This window comes from Blastocatellia bacterium (assembly GCA_035275065.1).
GTDB lineage: Bacteria > Acidobacteriota > Blastocatellia > UBA7656 > UBA7656 > DATENM01.
This window is the reverse complement of record DATENM010000035.1, coordinates 57294-81816: the sequence shown is the minus strand read 5'-3', so window position 1 is coordinate 81816 and position 24523 is coordinate 57294. Positions and strand designations below refer to the sequence as shown.

Below are 24523 nucleotides of genomic sequence, written 5' to 3'. Positions count from 1 at the left end.
TTATGAGCAATCAACCGCCGTATGGGAACCCGCCGGGTGGAGGGGGTTACCCGCCGCCGCCGCCGGGCGGAGGCTATCCGCCGCCGCCGGGTGGGGGAGGCTATCCGCCACCGGGAGGCGGCTACCCGCCACCGGGCGGAGGCTATCAGGGAGGAGGCGGGGGCTATCCGCCGCCGGGCGGCAATTACCCGCCGCCGAATGGCGGCAACAAGACCAAGACCTTCGGCATGGCCTACAACACGGCTGCACTGTTGTGCTATCTGCCGACCTGCCTCTGCTGCGCCAACCTGATCTTCAGCATCATCTGGATGGCGACGGAGCCGAAAGAGAATCGCTTTGTGCGCTTTCATGCGCTGCAAGGGTTGTTGCTGTTCGGCGTCAACTTCATCATTCAGGTGATCCTCAACATCGCCAGCGTCGCCACGCGCAGCGCAGCGGTTGCGACTGACAACGGGATGGTTTACTTCGCCAGCGGCGGCATCTTGGGAATTATCGGTATGCTCGTCGGCCTCGGCTTCCTGGTCATTCACATCATCGGCATGGTCAAAGCCAACCAGGGCCAGTGGTGGAAGCTGCCGTTGATCGGCGACATCGCCGAGAAGAATGCGTAATTCGCATCGCTTCGCTTGAGTTTGAAGCTTGCCTGGCGATTGGGGTGGGCGGTTTGCCGTCCGCCCCAATCGCCGTCGCTGTCGGCCCGCGTCAGGCGCGCGAAGTCTCATCATCGGCAATGATCGACAGCGAGCGTTCCGGCTTGCCGTGCGTGATGGCGGCGAGCATATCTGCCGTCGCGCGAAACCAGCCGCTCTTCCAGATCACCAGCGTCGAAAGCAGGAGAGCCAGGGTCGCCGCCGCGCCGCCTTCCGGCCCATAATCGCCGCCCGAAATCCACCAGGGCGGTTTCGCCTCGCCGTGCAGCCACGCCAGCTTTTCAAACGCCGGGATGCCGCTGACATTCAGCCCGAAGACAAAAACCATCACGAAGTTCCACGAATAGTGCAGCGCCGTTGCCAGCCATAGGCTCCGCGTCTGCAAATAGGCGACGCCTAACCAGACGCCTGCGAGCACCGTGTTGAAGATGGCGAACGGCGAAACGTTGTTGTTATCGATGTGCGCCAGGCCGAACAGTATGGCGGTGATGCCAAGCGCCGGAAAAGCGCCGAGGTTGTGCAATAACGCCTGAAAGACGAAGCCGCGAAAGATCAGTTCTTCAACCGCCCCGGCGATCAAAAAGAAAACCAGCAAGTAGCCGAAGCCGAATATCAACGCCGCCTTATCGGTGAGTTGAATAGCGAAATGCGCCGCACCCGCCGCCGCAATCAGTCCGACAGCGAAGGCGAGCGACGCCGCGCCGATCAGTGAGCCGAGGACAAAATCTTTCGCCCAGCCGCGATGCAGCTTGAAGCCGACTGACCGCAGCGTCCGACGCTCCAGCCAGCGGGCACAGACGAAAGAGGCGATGAAAGCGGCGGCGAGCGTTTCCAGCGCCCCGATGAGCATCACCAGCAGACGCCAGCGATCCGACGATGTTTCGGAGAGTGAGTCCGTCACGAGAAAGCGCAGCGACGGGATCAGTCGGGCGAGCGTGTCGCCGACGCCCCGGATGAAGATAATAGCCATCACGAACGCCAGGAAGAACAGGAGCACGCGCCAGCCCGAGCGCAATTCTTTTTCCCGGTTGATGAAGACGGCGGCGAGCGAATCGCTCAGGCTCTTTGGCGGGCCGTCCGGGTCATTGGTCATACCAGCGACTCTATGAATCACCTCTGTCAGTGTCAAGCAATCACCGCAAAAGAAATCGCCGCGCGAGTGCTGCTTGCGCGGCGAACGAATGGAGGGTAGTGAGTTGCTTCAGAGGAAAACTGAAAACCGTGAAAGGCTCCGCAAGGAGCGTTAGTGTGCGGGCGGCTTCTCGGCATTAATAGGCCGCGCCTTTGCCGCGATGTAGCCGCGCCGCGTGCGGACGACCAGCCGGTCTTCGGGCTTTGTCGAAGGCTGCGCCACATCCAGCTTGATCTTGCGAAAGCTGCCGTCGCGCTTTGTATTCGAAGACACAAAGCCGATGACATAGCGAGTGCGCAGATGATCGATCAGGTCATTAAAGACATGGTTGAGCATCTCGGGCTTGTCGCTGAGGACTTCGCCGCCGGTCTCTTCGGCCAGCCGGTTGAGGTTCGACGCTTTCGCCTTGAAAACGCCGCCGATGCCCGTGACCGTGCGCATGATGCCGCTTTCGAGCCGCTGCTCGGCGGTCTTCGGGATGATGCCGCAGACGACCGCGCCGCTTTCCAGCACCGCGCGGCGCACTTCGTCGCCGCTCGGCCCAGGACAATCAAAGTCAGTGGTGATGCCGGTCAGCACGATGATGACGCGGCGGCCATCAGGATTGCCGGCGTGATTCATGTAATTTGCCGCCTCGTCAAAGGCGCGGTTGAAACAGTGGCTCGCCTGCTCGTCGTGCGGCGGAATGCGGTGCAGCGCGCTTTCGATGCGCCGCCGGTCACGCGTGAAGCCGGCGACCAGATCAACCGTGTTGTGAAAGGCCATCAGCGCGACTTCATCCTGCGGGCGCAGCCGGTTCAAGGCGGCCATCGTCGCTTCGTGAACCCGGTCACTGAACGGGTCCATGCAGCCGCCGCGATCAATCAGCAAGATCACAGAGAGCGGCAAGGTATCCTGGCTAAAGTGAGTGATCGTCTGTTTCACGCCGTCTTCTGTGAGGGTGAACGATTCCTTCTTCATGTCGCCGGCGATGCGGCCTGTTTTCTGTTGCAGCACCTGTGCATCGAGGACGATGAGGTCTACCGCCAGCTTGACAGAGTCCGCCTTGTCGGGGGCCGTCGTCGCCGCTTCTTTCGGGGGCAGGTCGCGACGCAGGGCGGGGCGCTCAAGCGGCGGGCGGTCAAACGGCAGATCACCCGACTGCTGAGTCGTCGGATGATGCGTATTCGTCTGTGCGGCCCCCGTATCAGCCGGCGCGGGCCGCGGCGTTTCAGGTTGAGGCCGCCCATTCTTTGGCGATTGCGAGGCGTAGCCGACAACCGCAATGGCGGCGATGAGGGAGTGGAGCAAGAACGCGCCGAAGCGATTTCTGTTCATCGTCGGTCTCCTTTGGGCAGGTCGAGCGGTAACGGGTAGGCGGCCGGTGGCACCGACCAGGCAGATGACCGAAGCGAAAGAGGATGAAGCAGATGGGGTGTTATCTCTTTAACTTATTCGTCTATCATCTGCCCAGTCCATGCCACCGGTGAGTCGTTGCCAATTGCCGGTTGTCAGTCGTCAGTTGATGTCGCCTTAACTAGCAACTGACGACTGACAACCGGCAACTGCTCAGGATTTTTTGCGCTGCTCTTGTTCGGCGCGGCGCTCCTGCTTCTGCTGATGATGCGATTCGCCCGAAGAATCGGAGCGCGGCGACTTGGTCTGATTCGGCGTCGCGGTGTTTTGCTCAGGCGGCTTTTCGCGATGGCGGTTCTGTTCTTCGTTCCGCTGACGATTGCGTTCTTCGTCGCGCTGGCGATTCTGTTCTTCATTGCGCTGCCGGGCACGTTCCTCATCACGCTGGCGGTTCTGTTCCTGCTCACGTTGCCGAGCGCGCTCTTCTTCATTATGGCGCTGTTGTTCCTCTTGGCGCTGGCGGTTGCGTTCTTCTTCCGCCTGCCGCTGGCGCTCTTCATGGCGTTGCCGTGTGCGCTCTTCGTCACGTTGTCGGTTCTGATCTTCTTCGCCGCGGCGCTGGCGTTCTTCCTCGTGCTGTTTAGCGCGGTCTTCGTTTTGTTGCCGGGTACGCTCTTCGTTGCGCTGGCGCACCTGCTCTTCGTCGCGCTGTTTGCGCTCGCGGGCTCGCGTCTCCTCGCCGGCAGAGTTGTCCTGATTCACCGGCTGCGCCGCCTCGTCATTCTTGCGCCGTGCCTTGCGCTCGGCGCGGTCACTGTCGCCATCAGTACGGTCTGCCGGCAGGATGCGAGGCTGCGCGCCGTCGCGTTCCTGGCGGTTCGGCTTCTGACGAGCTGGATAGTCTTCCTGCCCGTCTGCCGGGCGAGCCACCACCGGCGGCTTCAGGCGCGATTCGTCACCGCGCTCGCGTTTTGCGCGCCGTGCCGGCTCGTCATTTGACATCACGGGCGGGCGCGGAGTGATCAAGCGGCGCTCGCGTGGTGGGTTCGTCGTCGCCTGGGAATCGCTTGGACGATTGCGCGTCACCACCGGACGGTGAATGATTTCGTTAGCCGGGATCGCGACGCGATGGCTCTCGCCGTCGCGCAAGACCGGAGCGATGGCGATGGGCGATGGCTTGATCTCAGGCAATCCGGCCCGTGCGCCGCGTTTGATCCAGTTGCTCAGATCGGTGTCGGGCGCGACCGGGCGGGCCTTGGCGCGGTCGGCGCGTGTGAAGCCGTCGACCGGCAACAGGGTGACGCCGCGCTCATGATGCGGCGGCAGAATGAAGGTGTTGCGACCGGGACGCTGCCAGTCGTCACGCGTCGTCGGGTTTTGCAGGTGCGAGTGATCGCCGCCGCGTTGCGATCTATCAGGCCGCCGCCAATGCTGGCCGGGCGCTAGCGGATACCAGCCAACGTAGTGGCCGCGCGGCGAGGGCGCGTCGAAGAAACCAACCAGCGCCGGACGCCAGCGATAGTAGGCTCGCCATCTGTAATTGTCATTACGGCTGACAGACCTACCGTATCCCGGCACCCAGGCCCAGCCATACGCGGGACCAAAGACCCAACGACCGTAGTGGTAAGGCGCCCATCCCCAGGGCTCGCTCGACACCCACGTCCAGCCGGCGTAAGGCGTCCAGAGCCACTGGCCCTGGCGGTACGGCGCCCAGCCTGCGGTGACACGCGGTCGCCAGCAGCGGCCATAGCTCGGATCGTCATACCACGAGCCATAGGACGACAGATCGCTCACGCCGTAAAAGTCGCTGTAGGTCGTCTCGTATTGCGTAACGTCAGCGGGCGTACCGCTCACACCCTGACCGATAGTTGCGTCGCGCGTCGTGCTCCATAAATCCCAGTCGTCCTGTGTCGTGTCGTAAGCGACTTCGAGCCGCCCGCTGGCCGACGTATCAATCAACAAGCGGCGGCCTTCGCGGAGCTTGAAACTCCCTTCATCAGTCGAAACCTCGGCAGCGCCGCGCCGTACGATCACTTCGCTGTTGTCATCGCCGCGCACGTTGATCCGATAGAGCCCATCCTCTTGCAGCAAGAGCGCGGCATTCGGCACGTCCACTTCAAAGCGCTTGAATGCCGAGGCGAATTGCTCGACGCGAACGAACGCCATCCCTGCCGGCATCTCGAACTGCACACCATCGTCGCGCAGGTCGGTAATCGTCAGCGCGGTGTTTTCCGAAAGCCGGATGTAGCTGCCGCGCCCGAGCTGCAATTCAACGCGGGCGCCATTGCCGGCATAGACTTGATCGCCGGCAAACAGGGGGAGATTCTCTATCGCCGCGGCCCATTCGCTGGTGCCGGCGCGCTGAAACGACACGTCGCCTTCGACGAAGCTGACGCGCACCACACGCCCGGCGGGTGCTTCATCTTCGACATCGGCGTCGGTGTTGTCAGGCGTTTGCGCAAAGCTGGAATTGCTGATCAACAGCAGAGACAGGAGCGTGAGGAGCATGGGGAGAGCGCGTTTCATATCATTACCCTCAAACGAAAAGCTGTTTAACTCTTTTGGCAATTCGCCCAGGAGCAATGCCTGTGCCGCACCCCGCTGCTATGCGCCCTAGCTTAACACACTCGCGGTTAAATTGTTCAATAAATAAAAGAAGTGACGATTGAAAAGATGCGGCGTCGGTTGCCCGAAGTTAGCCAGAGCGGCGCGCGCTATACGAATTAGTGTAATGCCTGTTTGATTACGGGCAGAAGGCGTGCGGGCGAATCGCCGGGCGGTATGGCTTGCCGCTTACTATCTGTCGGCGGTCTGTGTGCGATAGCCGGTGCGGGCGCGCACTAGAACATTCTTGCGGGCGACTTCGACTTTGAGCTTATGGAGCTTATTATCCCGTCGCGCGGCGGTCGGGTAGTAGCCCAAGACGTAAAGATTGTGCAACTCGTCGGCGATGGCGGCAAAGGCGGCGCGAGTGTTCTCGAAGGTCTCGGCCTGGTAAACCCGGCCACCCGTGCGCGCCGTGATCGCGAGCATGAACTGATCGGCCTCACCATACAGCTTGTCGAGATTATCCGAGATCGGATCGGCTTCGCGGGGTTGCGGCAAGCCCATCGGGGCGCGCGACCCCGGGTCGTAGACGACGGGCGGCTGGCGACGCGGCGACCCCATGCCGCCCATATCAATTTCGATCTTGGGCTTCTGCGGCGTGGGGATTTCCGGATTATCACTTGTGATGTCCGGCCCGCCAAAATCAGGCGGCAGCGGAATGCGCCCATCCACGTCGAAGGGCAATCGCTTTTTGGGGCGCTCGGCTTCTTGCTTGCGAGCTTCGGCCTCGATGAACCAGCGCGTGTCAAAGCGTACCACGTAAATCACCGCGCCGACCTCTTCGGCCATCTGCATGGTCTTCTCGGCAGTCGCTTCGATGCTTTTCATGTCAACGCCGTCGCTGAAGAGGATGACGGCGCGGCGGCCTTCCTGGCCGCGGAGCTTGTCCAGAGCGCGTACCATCGCTTCATAGAGCAGCTTGCCGAAACCTGACTCGACACCGCGAATGGCCGATTCAAGCTCTTTCTGGTCGTGAGTGAATTCGGTCAGCTCATGGATGTCATTGTCGAACGAGATGACCATCGTGCGGTCGCCGGCGGCGAGTTCTTTGGTGAACGTCACGGCGGTGTTTTGAATCGCCCGCAAGCGATCCTGAGCGCTGTTGGAGGTGTCGAGGACAAGCACGGCGTTGAATGGTTGTTTGAGCGCGGTGAAGAGCGCGACCTCTTGCCGCTTGCCGTCTTCAAAAACGGTGAAGTCAGCTTTTGTAAGGTCGGTGATAAACTTGCCGCCGCGCTCGGTGACGATGGCCGGAACCTGCACGAGCGTCGAGTTGAGCCGCACAGGCGTCTGGTCGTCGGTCTTCTGCGGGTCCTGCGCGTAGGCTGGCGCGGCGACCATCGCCACCACCAGGAAAAGCCACAATGTGAGACGGGCTCGACCCCGCGGATTGCTTATCATAAATCGATCACCTGAACCAGCTTGATGGATGAACGCGCCGGCAAATGATTATTGCAGCGCGGCGCAGAGAAGCCAAATTAAACACTTCCACGGACCCCTTCGTCACGCGTCAATGCTTCGGTAAGCGCCTGGACCAGTGCGGCGGCGTTATAGCGTCGGGGTTGCACGATGTCCGTGAGGCCGTGGGCGCGCAAGGCCTCCGAGGTCACCGGGCCGATGCTAGCGACGACGATACCGCTCAGGCGATTGGCAAGATCATCCGTGCCGATGAGCGCCGCGAAATTGTTGACGGTTGAAGGGCTAGTGAACGCGATGGCATCAACGTGACTCTCTGTGATTAGGCGAATCAGGCTGGCGCGGTCAACACTCGGGCGCAGGGTTTGATACGTTTCGACCGAATCAACATGCGCGCCGTGTCGCGCCAGTTCTGCCGGCAAGACTTCGCGGGCCACACGGGCGCGCGGCAAGAGGAATCTGAGGCTGGCGAGCTTTTCCTCGCCGCCGACCGCGTCAATGAGAGCCGCCAGCACCCCTTCGCCGGTTGAATCTCTTGCGGTCAGATCGACCTGCCCGCCGGCTGAAATGAGGGCTCGCGCAGTTGCCGGGCCAACGACACAGGTTCGTGAGCCTGACAGCACGCTCAAACCGTCCTGCCGTCGTTCGGCAAGCCGGCGAAAGAAGAATTCGACGCCGTTGACGCTGGTGAAGATCAGCCAGTCATAAGATTCCAGCCGGGCAATTGCGTCATCAAGACCTTGCCAACTGCTCGGCTCGGCGATTTCTATGGTGGGAAAGTGAATCACCGTCGCGCCCAGTTGTTCGAGCCCTACAGCCATTTCGGTGGACTGCGCCGGCGGGCGCGTCAGCATCACTTTCTTGGCGGCGAGCGGACGCTGGCTTATTTCCGTGTTACCTTGACCTGAAAAATGGCTTGCGTTACTCATTTTTTTGCGCCTCGCCCGCCACATCTGGGGCAAAATGACCTAAATGCAGGCAAATTATACAGTTAGCCGTCAAGCATCAGCAATCTAGATCGCCGCTTCCGGGGTTAAATGTTGAAATAACAGGTTTTGAGTGGTGAATGGCGGGCTGGCCTCACTGCCAAGCCGGTAATAGCCTGCTAAGTTTCAAGGCTCTTACAGTTACACGGAATGAATCGCTGAGACCCGGACAAAACCCGCTTTCAGCGCCATTTTGCCGGCTGTCAATGCGGGCGTGCGACGCCAGGTATTTCTTGACTTAACCCATAATTACTTGATATAAAAGACTCATCAACCGACGCAGGCATAAGTTGACGTAGGGTTCGTTGATTCGCAACTAACGAGGACAAGAATGAGCAGCCTGATTACTAAAAGCAACAAAAGCCGCTCGCCCGCGTCTCACAAAGTCCGTACTACGAAGGCTAAGAAGGTTGCTGATAAGAAGCCTCAGCGTCCCGGCAAGATCACCGCTGCTCCTAAAGCCAAGAAAGCTGCTCCTGCAAAAAGCAAGAAACCAGCATCGCCTGCAAAGAAACCCGTAGCCGCCGCCGCCAAGAAGTCGCCGCCAAAGAAGGTGGTGAAAGCTGCGCCGAAGCCGGCCAAAAAGCCCGCGGCTAAAACAGCGCCGCCGCGCCCGGCTGCTCGCCGAGTCGCCGCGCCTGTGAAGCCTGTCAAACCGGCGCCGCCGCCACCGAAAAAGACGCCGCCCGCGACGCTGCTTGCGGTCAAAGCCTTTGAGCAGGCGTTGCGCCTGTTCAACCGCCATGACTACAGCGGCGCCAAAGGAGCGTTTGATAGCATACTGGATCGGTTCGGCGATCAGGCAGACATCGTCGCACCGGCGCGCACCTACATCGCCATTTGCGATCAGCGCATGGCGCGGACGCCGGCGGTGCCGCGCAACCCCGATGCGCTTTATGATCAAGGCGTCGTGCAGCTCAACAAAGGCAATTTCGCTGAAGCCGTGGCGCTCTTTGAAAAAGCCTTGAAGGCCGAGCCGCGCGCCGACCATATCTGGTATTCACTGTCTGCCGCCTACGCGCGTTTGCACCAGCCGCCCAAATCTCTCGACGCTTTGCGCCGCGCCATTGTGATACGCTCAGTGCATCGCTCCCACGCTCGGCGCGACCCGGACTTTGCCAGCCTCCACACCAACGAAGAGTTCCAACAGTTGACCGGCTTCGGCTTTGACTTTGACGAGGAATGAGCCGCGATAGCGGTCAAGGGGATCACGTGAGAGAAGCGAATCGTGGATTGCGCATTGTGTCAATCGGCGGCGGCACCGGTCTATCGAGCCTGCTTTCAGGTCTAAAGGCGCACGTCGGCGAAGACTGTCTCGCCGTCGCGCCCGACGCGGCCTGGATCGAAACGCTCACCGCGGTGGTGACCGTCACCGACGACGGCGGCAGCTCGGGCCGCCTGCGCGAAGAGTTTCAAATCCTGCCGCCCGGCGACATCCGCAATTGCATGGTGGCGCTCGCCGAAGACGAGCGGTTGTTGACGCAGCTCTTTCAATACCGTTTTGAGTCGGGCGGCGACCTCGCCGGCCACAGCTTCGGAAATCTCTTTCTGGCCGCGCTCACGGGCGTCACCGGCGATTTTTTTGAAGCCATCAAAGTCAGCAGCGAAGTGCTGGCCATCAAGGGGCGCATCTTTCCGTCAACCGTCGAGGACGTCACCCTGGTGGCCGAGTTCGAAGACGGGCGCACCATTCTCGGCGAGAGCAAGATTGTCGAGGCGCGCGCCCCGATTCGCCGCTTGCGTCTATCGCATCCATGCGGCCCGGTTCCCGAAACCCTCGAAGCCATCGCCGAGGCCGACCTGATTACGATTGGCCCCGGCTCGCTCTACACCTCAATCATTCCGAACCTGCTGGTTGATGAGATCGTCGCGGCGCTGAACCGGTCGCCGGCGATGAAGGCGTACATCTGCAATGTCATGACGCAGCCGGGCGAGACGGACGGCTTCACGGTCGAAAACCACCTGCGCGCTTTGCTGGCGCACAGCCCCGCCTTGAAGCTCGATTATGTGATCGTCAACTCGGCGCCCATCCATGCCGAGCTGCGCGAGAAATATCTCGCCGACGGCGCCGTGCAGGTCGAGTTTGAGACCGCGCCGCTCTGCTCCGGCGAGATTCCCGTCAAGTTGCGCATCGGCCAGTCGCCGGACGCCCGCAGCATCCTTGTGCTGTGCGGCAACCTGGTCAGCGAACATGACGTCGTGCGCCATGACTCGCACAGGCTGGCGCAACTGGTGTTGAATATTCATCAGCGCCACCTGACGCCGCCGCTCAGCTTCAGCGACACGCGCCGTTCAGATTTTGGATTTTAGATTTTCATAGCTTGGCGCTACGCGCCGGCGATTTTGGATTCAAGGAAGCGCTCTCGCCGCGCGACTGAGTTTCGTTTCCGGCAATCCAAAATCTAAAATATAAAGTTTCCAACAGGGGATGACAGAATGACTGATGTAATGATACTGGCCGCGGGACTGGGCACGCGGATGAAGTCGCGCCGCGCCAAAGTCCTGCACGAAGTCGCCGGCCTGCCGCTCGTCGCCCACGTCTTGCGCGCCGCTTTCAAACTGGCTCCAGAAGCCATTTTTACGGTCGTCGGCCATCAAGCTGAGGAGGTCGAGCGCGCCGTCCGCGATGAGGCGGCGCGGCTCGTCGAGGGCGGCGCGGCGCGGCCTGACTTGCAATTCGTTTTGCAGACCGAACAGCGCGGTACTGGCCATGCGGTGATGGCAGGGCGCGAACAACTGCAAGGCCGCAGCGGATCAATCATCGTACTGGCCGGCGACGGGCCGATGATCAAGAGCGACACGCTCGCGCGGCTCAGCGAAGCGCACCAGCATGAAGGCAATGCCGCAACCGTGCTGACCGTCGAGATGAATGACCCGACCGGCTATGGGCGAATCATTCGAGATGATCGCGGCGGCTTTGCGCGCATCGTCGAGCAGAAAGATGGCTCGCCGTCTGAGCTTGCCGTGCGCGAAGTCTGCGTCAGCATCTACTGCTTCGACGTGGCGGCGCTGCTTGAGGCGCTCGACCACCTGCGCACAGACAACGCGCAGGGCGAATACTATCTGACGGACGTGCCGGCGGTGATGCTTGAGCAGGGCAAGCGCGTCGGCGTGCTCTGTCACACAGACCCCGAAGAGGTGCAAGGCGTCAACAGCCGCGTCGAGCTGGCCGAGCTTGACCAAAAGCTGCGCGCCGCTAAGCTCCGCGAGTTGATGCTCGCCGGCGTGACCATCGTGGACCCGGCGACGACCTACATTCATCAGGATGTCGAGATCGGTCAGGACACCATCATCCACCCGCAGGTCATCGTCGAAGGCGCGAGCCGCATCGGCGCCAACTGCACGATTTTTTCATGGACGCGACTGCGCAACGTCACCATTGAAGATGACGTGACGATTCGCAACTCGACGGTAATCGAAGACAGCGTCATCCATCGGCGGGCCAGCGTCGGCCCATTCGCGCGCCTCAGGATGCATGCAGAGATCGGCGAGAAGGCCGCCATCGGCAACTTCGTCGAAGTCAAGAAATCGAAGATCGGCACCGGCACCAAGGCATCGCACCTGACCTATCTCGGCGATGCGACGCTCGGCGATGACGTCAACATCGGCGCCGGCACGGTGACGTGCAATTATGACGGCGTTCGCAAGAATCAAACGATTATCGAAGACGGCGTCCGCATCGGCAGCGACACGATGCTGGTGGCCCCTGTGCGGGTCGGGCGCGGCTCGAAGACCGGCGCGGGCGCGGTCGTCACCAAAGACGTGCCGCCCGATTCGCTGGCCGTCGGCGTTCCTGCGATCATCAAGAAAAAGCTTCAGTGAGACGACGGCGCGGCTGTTATAATTGAACTGACGAGCGGTGTTGGGCTGCGGACGTGAACTTCGGCAGGGGTTCGTCATTTCGATATGATGGGCGCGCCTCGCGCTTGCCCGTCAACCATTCTTTCTCATCGAAAAAGAGGGAAGTCAGATGTGTGGAATCGTCGGTTACGTTGGTGACAAGCAGGTCGTCGGGGTGATTCTCGACGGGCTCCGCAAATTGGAATATCGCGGCTATGACTCGGCGGGCATTGCCGTCGTTGATGAACAGGGCGCGCTGATGATTCGCCGCGCCGAAGGCAAGCTGCGCAACCTTGAAGAGACTATTCGATTGAAGCCGCTCGACGGCACTTATGGAATCGGCCACACGCGCTGGGCAACGCACGGGCGACCCACGGAAGAGAACGCCCACCCGCACCGCGACTGCTCCGGCAAAGTCGTCGTCGTCCATAATGGCATTATCGAAAACTTTTTGCCGCTGAAGCACAAGCTACAGGGCGAAGATCATCGCTTCGTCACCGAAACCGATACCGAAGTGATCGCTCACCTGATCGAGAAGTATTTGAAAGAGACCGACGGCAGCCTGGAAGCCGCTGTGCGCCGCACGGTGATGGAGATGCGCGGCATCTACGCGCTGGCGATCATGTCGGCTGACGAGCCGGAGAAGATTATCGCCGTCCGCCAGGGGCCCCCCATTGTCATTGGCCTCGGCCAGAATGAGTACTTCGTCGCTTCCGACATTCCGCCGGTGTTGAATCACACGCGCGATGTCTTCTATCTCGGCGATGGCGAGATGGCGGTGTTGAGCCGCGACGGCGTGACCGTGACCGATTTCGAAGGCAACAGCATCTCGCCCAACGTGCAGCGCATCACCTGGGACCCGATCATGGCGGAAAAGGGCGGCTTCAAGCATTACATGCTCAAAGAGATTTACGAGCAGCCGCGCGCCGTCCGTGATACCGTCCTCGGTCGCGTGTCGCAGACCACGGGCCGCGTCTATCTCGACGAGATGGAGATCAGCGAGGCCGAGTTCCGCCAGTTCACATCGATCAAAGCGCTGGCCTGCGGCACCAGCTTGCACGCCGCGATGGCCGGCAAGTATATGCTTGAAGAATTGGCGCGCATCCCTGTCGAGATCGATTACGCTTCGGAGTTCCGTTACCGCGACCCGATCCTTGACGACAAAACCTTAGTCATCGCCATCTCGCAATCGGGCGAGACCGCCGACACCATCGCGGCGGTGCGCGAGTCGAAGGAGAAGGGCGCGAAGATTCTATCGATCTGTAACGTGCAGGGCTCGATGCTGACGCGCGAATCGCACGGCACTGTGCTGACGCACGCCGGCCCGGAGATCGGCGTCGCTTCGACGAAAGCCTTCACCAGCCAGATGACCGTGCTGTACTTGCTGGCGTTATATCTCGGCCAGCAGCGCGGCGTGTTGAGCGAAGAAGAATCACTGAAGCACGTCCGCGCCTTGAACGGCTTGCCGGTAAAGATGGAAACCCTGCTCGGCTGCGACGATCTGGCCGACCGCCTGGCGCGCGAATTCCACAGGGCGCAGGATTTCTTGTATCTGGGCCGCGGCATCAACTTCCCGATTGCTCTGGAAGGGGCATTGAAGCTGAAAGAGATTTCCTACATTCACGCCGAGGGCTACCCGGCGGGCGAGATGAAACACGGGCCGAACGCGCTAATCGATGAAGACCTGCCGGTCGTGGTGATCGCGACCAAAGACGAGGCGAGCGATACCTCGCGGCTGCGCTACGAGAAGACGCTGTCGAACATGGTCGAAGTGAAAGCGCGCGACGGCAAAGTGATCGCCATCGTCACGGAAGGCGATACCCACGCGCACGAGATTGCCGACACGGTGATCGAAGTGCCGGCGGCCTCCGATTTGATTTCGCCGATCCTGGCCATATTGCCGTTGCAACTGCTGGCCTATCACATCGGCGTGCGGCGCGGTTGCGACGTTGATCAGCCGCGCAACCTGGCCAAATCAGTCACGGTTGAATAGCCTGTGGCCAGTCTGTCAGGCCGGTTGTGGGATGAAAATAATGGTGTGAAAAAGAAAATAATACTTTAAAAAAGAGAATAAAGTTATAAACTTTCCCGAGGCGGGTTTTGGACCCTCTCGGGATTGTTATTATGGCCAAGTACAAGTACGCCTTTGACGAATCGAAGATCAAGCGATTTATCAAAGAAGGGAGAGGCCAAGGGCAGGGGAAGGATTACAAACCTTGGCTAACGGCTCATGACGTTCCTTCAACCGGCCGAATCACCCGCGTCACAGGTTGGCGGACGGGGCGGATTCGTCACTTCTTATCTGATCATGAAACCCGCCTCTTTTACCTCTTGGAATGGGCGAACAATGTAGTGGATATCAGAGAGCAGTACCCTTTGCTTGAGAGAGACATCACTCAACGTATCGCCGAAGAAATAGGAGTACGGCATCCAACAGATCCATCAACGGGGGTCCCTGTGGTTCTTACTACGGATGTCCTGATTTCTTTGCTAATTGACGGGAAGCTGATTGAGGTTGCCCGCACTGTAAAGCCGGCCGATAAGTTAAATGACCTGCGCGTTATTGAGAAGCTCGAGATCGAGCGACGATATTGGGAGGCCAAGGGTGTAGATTGGGGTATCATCACTGAAAAAGAGATTCCCAAAGTATTGGCAAAGAACATCGAGATCATTCATCCGTTTTATTGGCTCGAACCAACTACCGAATTGGATATCCCGCATCTCCTTTCATTGGCGTCGAAACTCAAGAGACGTTTGCAAGGCGCAACTGGATCTATCATCCAGGTAGCCGATGATCTGGATACAGAGATGAATTTAAGTGAAGGGACGTCTCTTTACCTTTTCAAGCATCTGGTCGCGCGAAAAGAAATCTTGCTAGATATGACCAGGAAGCTAAACTTCGCACAACCAGCCAGAGAGATAAAAAGCATTCTTTTTGAGGTAGCCCATAAGGAGCTTTCAGCATGAATAACATTCTGACAGTGAATATTGTACTCCAGCGGAAGGTAGACTCGGGAAACGTCTTAGAAAGGATCCTTTGGCTGGACGAGATCAATGATGCTGCCTATGTTATGGAAATCTACTCCAACAAAGGGATCCCAATCTTCAAGCGGCTAACCGCATTGAGACACGGGATTGATAACGGCGAAATATCCATTCTGGAGATAGACCCCTGGGCTAGGGCTGTTGATGAAGCAACTCTTACGGAAAAAAAGAAACGTATACGAGATGATGCATGGCATGCGATTGAGGACCTTGTTTCGGCAGACTCTGAGCCCGCAATTTATGACAGAAAGGGTCGCTGTGAACGCATCCTTAAAGCGGCCCAAGATCATAGCCTTACTGTAGCTACAGTATATAAGTATCTCCGAAAGTTCTGGCAAAGAGGGAAAGTAAAGAACGCATTACTCCCCGATTTCGATAACTCAGGTGCTCCAGGCAAAACGAGAAAGGCTGGAGAAGCGAAGCGAGGCAGGCCCAGGAAATATAGAGCCGATCCCGAGATAGGGATTGGCATTAACATAGACGAATCGACGCAGAGGATCTTCCGGGTGGCGATCTCCAGATTTTATAACACAGAAGAAGAGAACCCCTTGAGGGTTGCGTATGATGAGATGATGAGGGAGTACTTCGTACAAGAAGACTCCCCCCTTGTAAAGGGCCATCCTCCTACACTGATTCCACCGGATAAGAGACCGACCATTGAACAGTTCAGGTACTGGTTTGAAAAAGAAACAAATAAGCCAGAATCGACTTTGCGGCGGAAGGGCAAAAAGAATTACAACCTGAATTATAGAGCCATCCTGGGGTCTGCCACTGCCGAGGTATATGGTCCCGGCTCTCGCTTCGAACTGGATGCCACCGTCGCGGATGTTTATCTGATATCAAGATACAACGTAAATTGGATAATCGGTAGACCTGTTGTTTATGTAGTGATCGACGTCTTCAGCCGGATGATTGTCGGAATATTCGTAGGGCTGGAGGGACCATCCTGGGTCGGGGCAATGATGGCGCTGGCGAATGTGGTCACTCCCAAAGTCTCCTTTTGCCAAGAGTATGGAATCCTGATCGGCGAGGAAGAATGGCCTTGCCAATTTCTGCCGGAAGCAATCCTCGGTGATCGCGGTGAGATGGAGAGCCGATTGGTAGAGGCGCTAATTCAAAATCTGAACGTCCGTATCGAAAACGCTGCTCCGTACCGAGCAGACTGGAAGCCAATCGTAGAGAGAAACTTCCGTACCACCCAAGAGCGTGTGAAACCGTTCCTTCCAGGCTATGTGATTCCGGACGCTTCAAAGCGCACCGGGCAGGATTATCGATTGGACGCGACTTTGAACATTTATCAATTCACCCAAATCATCATTCACGCCGTTAGGCTTCATAATCGTAGCTATTTGAATAGCTACGACCGGTCGGTGTCTCTAATTGCTGATGATGTTCTGCCTATCCCCATTAAGCTTTGGGAATGGGGAATAAAGAATCGCTCCGGACGTCTCAGGACTTTTCCTGAAGACATCGTGAAATTGAACTTGCTGCCTACGGGGAGAGCGAAGGTTACTGAACGAGGAATTGTTTACAAAGACATGCGCTATAGTTGCGATAAAGCGATTAAAGAAAAATGGTTCGATAATGCGAGAATACAAGGGAATGAAGACATAGAGATCACCTATGACTTTAGAAATGTCAACTACGCGTACATTAAAGGCCCAGGCGGACGTAGTTTTGAGAAGTGTTACTTGCTTGACCCCGAAGAGAGGTATCGAGACAAAACGACGTACGAGGTGGATTACTTGCAGGCGCACGAACAATATATGGCACAGCGAAGCGCTGGAGATAATCAACAATCTAGGGTGAATTTCATCACCGAGGTAAAGAACATTGTTGAGCAGGCTACGGCTATGACATCTCGGGCCCGCGACAATGCCACCAGCAAGGCCAGCCGCATTTCGAACATCAAGCCTAAGCGGGCGGTAGAGAAAGAAGGCCTGCGGGAAGAGCAAGCATTTGAACTTGCTAAGCCCTCGCCCGAGCCTCGCAAGGGAAATGTGGTTAGCATTAAAACCGTAGATCCTGAAGACGAAGATCTATCCGTTCCCAGCTATATGGATCTGCTGGCGAAAAAGCGAGAAGAGTTGAAAGATGACTCATCAGAGTAACCCGTACCGGATTCCCAGCGGCGGCTTTGCCGAGGTTGCTGAATACAAACAGCAGGCACTTGCCGAATACCGGGAAAACCCTCTCATAGAGGCCTTACCGGCGATTCTTTCGGAAGCTGAGTTTATAACCTTGGCGTCTGAATATCCGGCCTTTGATAAGACTGAAAAGGGTCTAGATGCATCCCTGCGACTGCACTGTGTTGAGCGGATATTGAAGTACTTTCAGCCCCTGGCCGGCCACATCGCGCTGGAGCAGCAGCTCTCGCGAATCATCAGGCAGGGGTATCTCGCACGCAATCCTATTCGGCCAGAATATGCTGCAAGGCTCAGGCAAATAAACCGGGCGATGAAACAAACCGGAGACGACAAGCTTGACTCTCTTTCCAAGTACGTGTCCACCTCTTCGTCAGCCTCGGGCTTTACTATGATCGGTGTTTCAGGCGTCGGTAAATCCACAGCCATTGAACGCATCCTGCGCTTGTATCCTCAAGTCATTCTTCATTCTGATTACCAGGGTCCTTTGAACCTCTACCAGATTGTATGGCTCAAACTCGACTGCCCTCATGCAGGGTCGTTAAAGGGATTGTGTACAGAATTCTTTAACTCAGTTGATCACCTCCTGGGAACAAACTATGCCAGGGAGAATCCGCCCAGATATAGCTCAGAAGATTCAATGCTGATTCAGATGGGAGAGGTTGCCAGTACACACTGTCTGGGAGTCCTGGTGATAGATGAGATTCAAGACCTTAGCACGGCAAAGAGTGGCGGAGCGGAAAAAGTTCTCAACTTCTTTGTGCGAATGGTCACCAAGCTGAGTGTTCCGGTTATACGCATAGGTACTAATAAGGCCATGCCGATCCTACAGGGCGATTTCCGACACGCGCGTCGAGGTATTGGCGAAGGCGCAATGTATTGGGATCGTTTGAAAAGAGACACGGAGAAAAACAAGAAAGTTTGGCAATTCTTTGTTAAGGGGTTCTTTGACTATCAGTGGACCAGAGAAAATGCTGATTATACAGACGAGATGGATGAAGTTCTTTACGAGGAGAGTCAGGGCGTGGTTGACATCGCCATAAAGCTTTTCATGATCGCGCAGTGGCGCGCGATTGCAAATGGGAAAGAGAGGATCTCTCCGGAGTTGGTACGCCGGGTTGCAAAGGATAGCCTTCACCTCGTGCGTCCGATGTTGGATGCTCTGAAATCTGACAACACGGAACTCATTAGTAAATACAGTGACATTCGACCGATTGACCTCCGAGACTTTTATGAAAAATACCGCAGTAAAGTGGCGGAAAGGGAACAGAGGAAACTGAAACAGCTTTCAAGCGCCTCATCTTCTTCCGTCTCTGCACCTGACCTTCTCTCCCAGGTAATTCTCGGCCTACTTGATCTAGGACTGTCTCCCTCTCTTGCGAAGCACCACGCGGAAGAAGTCTTTGCAACCAGGAAGTCAGAATCAACCGTGAGTGACCTGGTAAACGAGGCTTATAGGAATGCATTGGATAAAGGAATTACTGAAAACTCGCCAAAATCACCGAAAGGAAGAGGTTCTCAAAGTGGAAAGAAGAAAGCGGCAGCATACTTGCCAGGAGATCTGAGGCAACTGGTAAGCAAGGGTAAAGATACTGGCATGTCTTCCTATGAAGCCTTAAAAGCGGGCGGCATAATCAAATCGCCCATAGACGATTTTTATTACGAGACAGAAACATGTTGAGTTTCTTTCCAACACCATACCCGGATGAGCTTCTTTATAGCATCCTGGCCCGTTATCACATTCGCAGCGGAAATTTCGGCCCTAAGGCCACACTGCGGGACCTCTTTGGATCAACTAAGGTTGTAGCAACCTACGATCTTCCCTCTCACATTGATGCATTAGTTCAAAGGCTTCCCCCTTACTCCAGACACACGGCAGAGAGCCTGATCAATGAACATACACTTTACCCTTTTTATGCCCCGTTCCTACCTCCTGTTAGGGCGAGACTAATTCTTAATTCTATGGAGGAGCATTCCTGGGGAGATATTCATGCAAGGATCGGCATTATGGCGAGTTCAGTCAAACCTACGGGATATCTGAAATTCTGCCCAGAGTGCCTACAGGCTGATGAGGAGGCATATGGTGAGCCGTATTGGCACCGTCTGCACCAAGTTCCGGGTGTATTGGTTTGCCCGAAACATTTCACTTCAATATACAACAGCAGTGTGAGGACATTCGGCGAAGACAGACATGAATTCTATCCTGCAACGCAAGAAAACTGCATTATCCCTTCGCCACAAGCCAGCTTCCCAGGCGAAATCATGGCTGAGTTGAGACTTGTTGCTCAAGATATAGAATGGGTTCTAAGCACACCGCTTAGCAGCCGAGAGGCCGCCTGGTTTCAGCACCAGTATAAATCACTCTTGATTGACATAGGGCTGGCCACGGGTTCCGGAAGGATACGTCAGGCATACCTGAGGGACAGATTCCGCTCACGATTTTGGGATGAACTGCTGGGTTTGCTACAGTCATCGATCAATGATCTGCTAGAGGACGATTGGCTTTCAGGAATCGTTCGCAAGCACCGGAGGACTTTTCACCCGATCAGGCACATTTTTCTGATCAGGTTCCTTAGCCAACCCATCACTTCTTTCTTCGATCAGGACCTTTCCTATAAAGCTTTCGGCAATGGCCCCTGGAAATGTTTTAACGGAGCAGCCAAACATTATCTACAGACGGTGATAGATGAGGTGAAAATTACCTGGTCTCATGAAATGAAGAAATCAGTCGGAATATTTTCATGTAAATGTGGGTTCATATACTGCACGAGCGACCCAAAGCAACTCACTGGGCAAAAAGTGACGTTTGGAAAGATACTGGCGTTCGGGCTCATCTGGGAGAGAAAGCTTAGAAAGCTCGCCAAGCAACCTGGCTATAGTCTACGAGAGGCTGCACGCCAGTTGAAGGTCGATCCACGAACTGTAAAGCGGCAAGTCGAGAGACTCGGCATCTCCAGCCCCTGGATTAAAGCCCAATCAGCCCTTATTCGGGATACACCAGGGATCTCTAGGAAAGAACAAAGGGAGAAATGGACGGAACTTCGACGGGAGCACCCTCGTGACTCTAAGATTTTATTGAGAGGGAAAGCCCCAGCTTTATACACATGGCTTTATCGGAATGATCGTAGCTGGTTGGACAAGAATTCCCCACCTCGGTTTGTACGAGCGCAAAGGGTTGCTCGTGTTGATTGGCGCAGGCGGGATGGTGAAGTCTTGCGACTTGTGAAAGGATCTGTTCAAAAGATCCTACAGCGGGTGCCTCCTGTAAGAGTAACTCAAAGCAGGATTGGTAAAGCTATCGGTTTGGTCTCACTGCTCGAAAGACATCTCGACAAACTGCCCTTAACTCAGGGCTTTTTGACCTCAGTTGTCGAATCGATTGAGGATTTTCAGATTCGTCGAATCAAGCATGTTATCCAGGAGCTTGCACAACGGGGTTCGCAGATAAGAGGCTGGCAGGTTGTGCGCTTATCTGGCTTGGGAAGAAGGATCTCCCCAAAAGTGGCTGAAGCAATAGCCGAAGGGATTTTTAGAGCCTGCTCCAGAAAAGAATCCAATCAGAAAGCAGGTTAATCTTATGCCAAGCCTTAGGCTCAGACCCTGGCCCTTCGATAAGAATTCTAGGGTTCTGCTCTACTGGATATGCTCCCCGTTTAAAGATACCTGGGGCTTCTGGCGAGTAAGAGTTGCTTTCCTCGATAGCGCCCCAAGCTCATCAGGAAAGGAAACGATTCGATTAGTAGACTATCCTTGGGGAACTCTCCCGATCTTGCGAATTGGCAGGTTCTATGTTGACGGCCTGCCTGTCAATGGTCCGATCCCAAGACCTCACCACCATCTGAGCATAGTAGATTTTCAGGATGGAGTTATCTGCAAAGCTTTCGACCTTCCCAGGAGGCTCTATGACTTTCGTAAGAACAAGGACATTGGGCTTGAAAAACTCTGGCGGTTTAAGGCTGGAGGAATGACTTGCTACATCCCTTGTATTGAATTGATCAGAGCATTCCTGACCCCGTCTAAAACATTGGCGAACCGGCTGCTAGCCCCTCACGGCCTTGACTCACTGATAAAACAAGCTTCGGGCGACAATGGGAAACTAATGGTGCTATTGAGTGGAGATGTGCCTGTAACCCTTGTGAACGATTATTTCATTTCGCACCTGTTATGGTTATATCTTGATGAGACTGCTCGTAGCGTTTGGGAATCAATATACAGAAATATTTTCGAGGAAGCTATTATGCTCGACCCTACTTCTCCTTCGGCCAAGCTTAGAGCGGCGATCAAACTCCAAATGAGGCCACCGATCAAGGGCCCTTGTGACCTCACTTTTACAGGCGCAATTGACCGAAATGTTTGCTTGATCTTTGAGATCACTAAAGTGAAGGGAATGCCTGCCCTCCCCTTTGAGGAAGTTGTTTATGGGCATCCTTCTACTAAGCCTAAGAAAGCCGGTAAGAGCGTTGAGCAAAGGCAGATGCCCCGAGAACAGAGCATAATTTATGAAATGGATATTGAGCATCGCTCAGTACGAAAAGATTCTTACCAACCCGTAGTGGCAGCAAATGTCACGGTTATGGAGTTTGGGCATATGCCGAACCTAATCCGCGGGAATCCTAATGAAGTTGAATCAGAAATCAATTCAGCCAGTACAAGCGGGGCCTCCGTGTACCCAATTATAAAGCTCGCCGCCAAAGAAATACCTAAATTGGCTAGCACCGCAGAATCTTCTATCGGCGGCAAGATTAGTCCTCTGGAGTTCGCCGGCATGAGGCTAACCGCTTCAAACGACATACGAGGTCTTGAAGGATTTCTCAATGCAGTAAGGCAACTTGCAGAAAGGTATTCAAGCATCATCTTTGAAAGCGCAATCTACGAACTTCCAGGAAATAAATCCTTTTCTCAACTCTATGATGGTTCGAGACGAACGTGTGCAATTATCAGGGCCTTGCAGCAGGGAATCCATCCTAAGTTCATCTTGGAGGTCGCCCGGCCCGATTTTTGGTCAATCTCCACCCTCTTTATAGATTTTATAGTGGATGTATCGCTAACTAATACAATTGAGGGAGAAATTCTTGGACTGATTGAGGAGATAATCCAGAAAGAAGGTCATTGGAATGTGGCAAAGCTGGAGCAGGCAATAACTTCTAAATTCTTGCTCCTTAAACATAATGCCAATCGCTCTGTTTGGACTTGGTCTCAACGAATACTAGATAAGCTATCGCTTCTCGGAATTAGACCAATATGAGGGAGCGAACATCTCCAATGTCGGAGGAGCACTAAATAACGTGAGTCCTTCATGATGCGCGGCCTCACAACCACGCATGAAAATAGGGCTTTCTTAGAATCAACAACTTGGCATTCTATTTTCATCAGAGTCGCCCATGATTCGTGGCATCACAACTACGAATCTTGGGCGACTCTGATGAAAACAAAGTTGTGATCTACGCAACCGCCGGCAGCGCTTCGATAGTGACCTTCATCCCAAGCGCTTCTAACTGTCGCACCAACCGCCGACATTGTCCTTGGCTTTGTTGCTCGTCGAAGTAGTCGCCGCCCAACTCCTGATAGCTCTCCCGGCGTTTCAGGATATGATAGATCATCACCAGCAGACTATGCCCCACTGCCACCAATGCCTTCTTCCTCCCTTTCCTTTTCACCATCCGCCGATACTGCGCCGATAGATACGTCCCTTTCGTATGCGTTGCCGCCCACGCCCCCTGCACCAACGCGACTCGCAAACTCCTGCTCCCTTTCCTCGTCTTCCCGCTCTTTCGCTTGCCTGCACTCTCATTATTGCCCGGACACATTCCTGCCCAACTCGCCAGATGCTGGGCGGTCGCAAACTTCCTCATGTCTACGCCAACCTCTCCGACGATCACCTCGGCCACTACCCGCCCGACTCCCGGGATGGTTTCCAGCAACTTGATGGCCGGCCCAACGAAAGGGTCGCTGCTGGTTGCCACCTCCTCGCTGATCTGTTGATTGACTCTCTCTATGGCCCTGTCTAACTCTTCATAGCGATCCAGCAACTCCCCCAACACGAACCTTTGCGCCCCACTCAGCCTCCCAGTCAATGCCCGCTTCAACGGCTCGGCTTTCTGCTTCAACCGCCCGCGCGCCAGCCCCGCCAACTTCTCCCCATCCTGCTCCCCGTTTGCCAGGGCCCGCAGCATCAGCCGCCCGCTCACTCCCATCACATCGCTGGCCACCTGCCCTAACTTGATATTGCCGCTCTCGATGATTCGCTGCACCCGGTTGGCAATCGCCGCTTGATCGGCAATCACCCGCTGCCGATAGCGAATCAACTCTCGCAACTCGCGGATCTCCAAGGGCGGAATGAAGCTGGCTTTGAGCAAGCCGTGCCGCAACAAATCCGCCAGCCACTCACTATCTTTGACATCGGTCTTTCGTCCCGGCACCGCCTTGATGTGCCGGGCATTGACTAAAATGACTTCGACTTGTCCTTCCAAGAGATTGAAGACCGGTCGCCAATAAACCCCGGTACTCTCAATGGCGACATGGGTACAGCCTTCGGCGACCAGCCAATCTAACAGGCGCAACAAATCATCGGTCATCGTCGAGAAGGTGCGGGTCTGCTTGCGCCCGTCTTTGATCAGGCAAGCGACCACCGTCTGCGCGTGAACATCCAAGCCACAGCAACAACCATATAAGACGTCCATAGAGCTTCTCCTTCAGGCGATGGCGGGAGAGCCCGAAGGGTTAGAATCTCTGATGCGTGCTTCCCTTATGGGAGCGACAGTGGGTTGTGCCTCAGCAGGCTCTCAAGTCAGACTCACGTGCGGGCTAAATCGCACCAAGTTAGCTCGACCTTCATCGCGCCATCGCTTGCAGGTAGAATACACTGGCTCGTGATCGTTTTCATGCGTGGTTGTGAGGCCGCGCATCATGAAGGACTCACGTTATCTATACTTTCAGGTTACTCTTCAAGCAAAAAGCCCCTTATCTAGGCGAGTCTTTTCGCATTGTCTGGAGACATGACAGGTTATCCCCGTGGGCACAATTCGGTAGAATGCATTCCCTTTCAATTAAGCCAAGATTTACCTCAAGCACCCTTGCCTTTGCATCAGCAGATCACTTCTAATGACCTGCGAAGACTCATTAGGAAGCATCCCGCGGCTACCTTGCATCAATTATGTGAGCTGGTTCACAAAGAGCAAGGAATCGCGATAAGTACCACTGCGATGTGTAGGCTGGTCAACCGTCATCGGATCATACGTAAACGCTCTCATATCAAAGAACCAGTTCCTCTGCCCATTGCTGACTAGAACAAAGAACCCTGTCATATCCCTATGGTTAAGATTATGGATTGTCGCGTCGCTGCTATGCCTCAACAGGAAAGCCCAATCC

General features: G+C 55.9%; 16 protein-coding genes. 10 read left to right on the top strand and 6 right to left on the bottom strand.

Features of this window, described 5'->3' with window-relative positions; genetic code table 11:
• Positions 1-2: 2 nt before the first annotated feature.
• Positions 3-611, top strand: a complete 609-nt coding sequence (locus tag VJ464_07095) for a DUF4870 domain-containing protein (protein HKQ04880.1) — start codon at positions 3-5, stop codon at positions 609-611.
• 91 nt (positions 612-702) lie between these two features.
• Here the strand turns inward: VJ464_07095 and VJ464_07090 are convergent, their stop codons facing one another.
• The 5 genes from VJ464_07090 to VJ464_07070 all read right to left on the bottom strand — a co-directional run bounded on the left by VJ464_07090 (position 703) and on the right by VJ464_07070 (position 8069).
• A complete protein-coding gene (locus VJ464_07090; protein ID HKQ04879.1) occupies positions 703-1743 on the bottom strand; it encodes a CPBP family intramembrane glutamic endopeptidase in 1041 nt (346 codons plus the stop codon).
• 150 nt (positions 1744-1893) lie between these two features.
• Positions 1894-3099 carry a VWA domain-containing protein gene (locus VJ464_07085; protein ID HKQ04878.1) on the bottom strand — a complete coding sequence of 402 codons (1206 nt, stop codon included), beginning with the start codon at positions 3097-3099 and terminating at the stop codon, positions 1894-1896.
• Positions 3100-3330: 231 nt separating this feature from the next.
• Positions 3331-5643, bottom strand: coding sequence for a DUF6600 domain-containing protein (locus tag VJ464_07080; protein HKQ04877.1), 2313 nt, complete (start codon positions 5641-5643; stop codon positions 3331-3333).
• 270 nt (positions 5644-5913) lie between these two features.
• Positions 5914-7125 (bottom strand): VWA domain-containing protein, encoded by a 1212-nt coding sequence (locus VJ464_07075; GenBank protein ID HKQ04876.1) that lies wholly within the window; start codon positions 7123-7125, stop codon positions 5914-5916.
• Between the two features lie 77 nt (positions 7126-7202).
• Entirely contained in the window at positions 7203-8069 is an 867-nt protein-coding gene (locus tag VJ464_07070) for a uroporphyrinogen-III synthase (GenBank protein HKQ04875.1), read from the bottom strand.
• A gap of 613 nt (positions 8070-8682) precedes the next feature.
• On the opposite strand from VJ464_07070, the gene VJ464_07065 reads away from it, so the two are divergent.
• The 9 genes from VJ464_07065 (at position 8683) to VJ464_07025 (ending at position 22400) form a co-directional block, all read left to right on the top strand.
• Entirely contained in the window at positions 8683-9312 is a 630-nt protein-coding gene (locus VJ464_07065) for a tetratricopeptide repeat protein (protein HKQ04874.1), read from the top strand.
• A 26-nt stretch (positions 9313-9338) separates the two neighbouring features.
• Positions 9339-10436 (top strand): YvcK family protein, encoded by a 1098-nt coding sequence (locus VJ464_07060; protein ID HKQ04873.1) that lies wholly within the window; start codon positions 9339-9341, stop codon positions 10434-10436.
• Positions 10437-10562: 126 nt separating this feature from the next.
• Positions 10563-11948 carry a bifunctional UDP-N-acetylglucosamine diphosphorylase/glucosamine-1-phosphate N-acetyltransferase GlmU gene (glmU, locus tag VJ464_07055; GenBank protein HKQ04872.1) on the top strand — a complete coding sequence of 462 codons (1386 nt, stop codon included), beginning with the start codon at positions 10563-10565 and terminating at the stop codon, positions 11946-11948.
• 148 nt (positions 11949-12096) lie between these two features.
• Complete coding sequence (gene glmS, locus VJ464_07050) at positions 12097-13959, top strand: glutamine--fructose-6-phosphate transaminase (isomerizing) (GenBank protein HKQ04871.1); 1863 nt, start codon at positions 12097-12099, stop codon at positions 13957-13959.
• A 131-nt stretch (positions 13960-14090) separates the two neighbouring features.
• Positions 14091-14933 carry a TnsA endonuclease C-terminal domain-containing protein gene (locus tag VJ464_07045; GenBank protein HKQ04870.1) on the top strand — a complete coding sequence of 281 codons (843 nt, stop codon included), beginning with the start codon at positions 14091-14093 and terminating at the stop codon, positions 14931-14933.
• Complete coding sequence (locus VJ464_07040) at positions 14930-17122, top strand: transposase family protein (protein ID HKQ04869.1); 2193 nt, start codon at positions 14930-14932, stop codon at positions 17120-17122. The genes VJ464_07045 and VJ464_07040 overlap by 4 nt, the downstream gene beginning before the upstream one ends.
• Positions 17106-18836 carry an ATP-binding protein gene (locus tag VJ464_07035; protein ID HKQ04868.1) on the top strand — a complete coding sequence of 577 codons (1731 nt, stop codon included), beginning with the start codon at positions 17106-17108 and terminating at the stop codon, positions 18834-18836. The genes VJ464_07040 and VJ464_07035 overlap by 17 nt, the downstream gene beginning before the upstream one ends.
• Positions 18830-20728: a TnsD family transposase gene (locus tag VJ464_07030; GenBank protein HKQ04867.1), complete on the top strand. Its 1899-nt coding sequence runs from the start codon at positions 18830-18832 to the stop codon at positions 20726-20728. Before VJ464_07035 ends, VJ464_07030 begins: the two co-directional genes overlap by 7 nt.
• Before the next feature lie 4 nt (positions 20729-20732).
• Complete coding sequence (locus VJ464_07025) at positions 20733-22400, top strand: hypothetical protein (protein ID HKQ04866.1); 1668 nt, start codon at positions 20733-20735, stop codon at positions 22398-22400.
• Positions 22401-22596: 196 nt separating this feature from the next.
• Here VJ464_07025 and VJ464_07020 read toward each other — a convergent pair whose 3' ends face one another.
• Positions 22597-23835, bottom strand: a complete 1239-nt coding sequence (locus tag VJ464_07020; GenBank protein ID HKQ04865.1) for an IS110 family transposase — start codon at positions 23833-23835, stop codon at positions 22597-22599.
• Positions 23836-24523: the final 688 nt, after the last annotated feature.

What these genes read in the sequence shown, in the direction of transcription:
- VJ464_07075 (HKQ04876.1), bottom strand. Translation starts at nt 7,125, where the DNA reads ATGATAAGCAATCCGCGGGGTCGAGCCCGTCTCACATTGTGGCTTTTC.
- VJ464_07035 (HKQ04868.1), top strand. Translation starts at nt 17,106, where the DNA reads ATGACTCATCAGAGTAACCCGTACCGGATTCCCAGCGGCGGCTTTGCC.
- VJ464_07025 (HKQ04866.1), top strand. Translation starts at nt 20,733, where the DNA reads ATGCCAAGCCTTAGGCTCAGACCCTGGCCCTTCGATAAGAATTCTAGG.
- VJ464_07095 (HKQ04880.1), top strand. Translation starts at nt 3, where the DNA reads ATGAGCAATCAACCGCCGTATGGGAACCCGCCGGGTGGAGGGGGTTAC.
- VJ464_07030 (HKQ04867.1), top strand. Translation starts at nt 18,830, where the DNA reads ATGTTGAGTTTCTTTCCAACACCATACCCGGATGAGCTTCTTTATAGC.
- VJ464_07045 (HKQ04870.1), top strand. Translation starts at nt 14,091, where the DNA reads ATGGCCAAGTACAAGTACGCCTTTGACGAATCGAAGATCAAGCGATTT.
- VJ464_07070 (HKQ04875.1), bottom strand. Translation starts at nt 8,069, where the DNA reads ATGAGTAACGCAAGCCATTTTTCAGGTCAAGGTAACACGGAAATAAGC.
- VJ464_07080 (HKQ04877.1), bottom strand. Translation starts at nt 5,643, where the DNA reads ATGAAACGCGCTCTCCCCATGCTCCTCACGCTCCTGTCTCTGCTGTTG.
- VJ464_07020 (HKQ04865.1), bottom strand. Translation starts at nt 23,835, where the DNA reads ATGGACGTCTTATATGGTTGTTGCTGTGGCTTGGATGTTCACGCGCAG.
- glmU (HKQ04872.1), top strand. Translation starts at nt 10,563, where the DNA reads ATGACTGATGTAATGATACTGGCCGCGGGACTGGGCACGCGGATGAAG.
- VJ464_07085 (HKQ04878.1), bottom strand. Translation starts at nt 3,099, where the DNA reads ATGAACAGAAATCGCTTCGGCGCGTTCTTGCTCCACTCCCTCATCGCC.
- VJ464_07040 (HKQ04869.1), top strand. Translation starts at nt 14,930, where the DNA reads ATGAATAACATTCTGACAGTGAATATTGTACTCCAGCGGAAGGTAGAC.
- VJ464_07090 (HKQ04879.1), bottom strand. Translation starts at nt 1,743, where the DNA reads ATGACCAATGACCCGGACGGCCCGCCAAAGAGCCTGAGCGATTCGCTC.
- glmS (HKQ04871.1), top strand. Translation starts at nt 12,097, where the DNA reads ATGTGTGGAATCGTCGGTTACGTTGGTGACAAGCAGGTCGTCGGGGTG.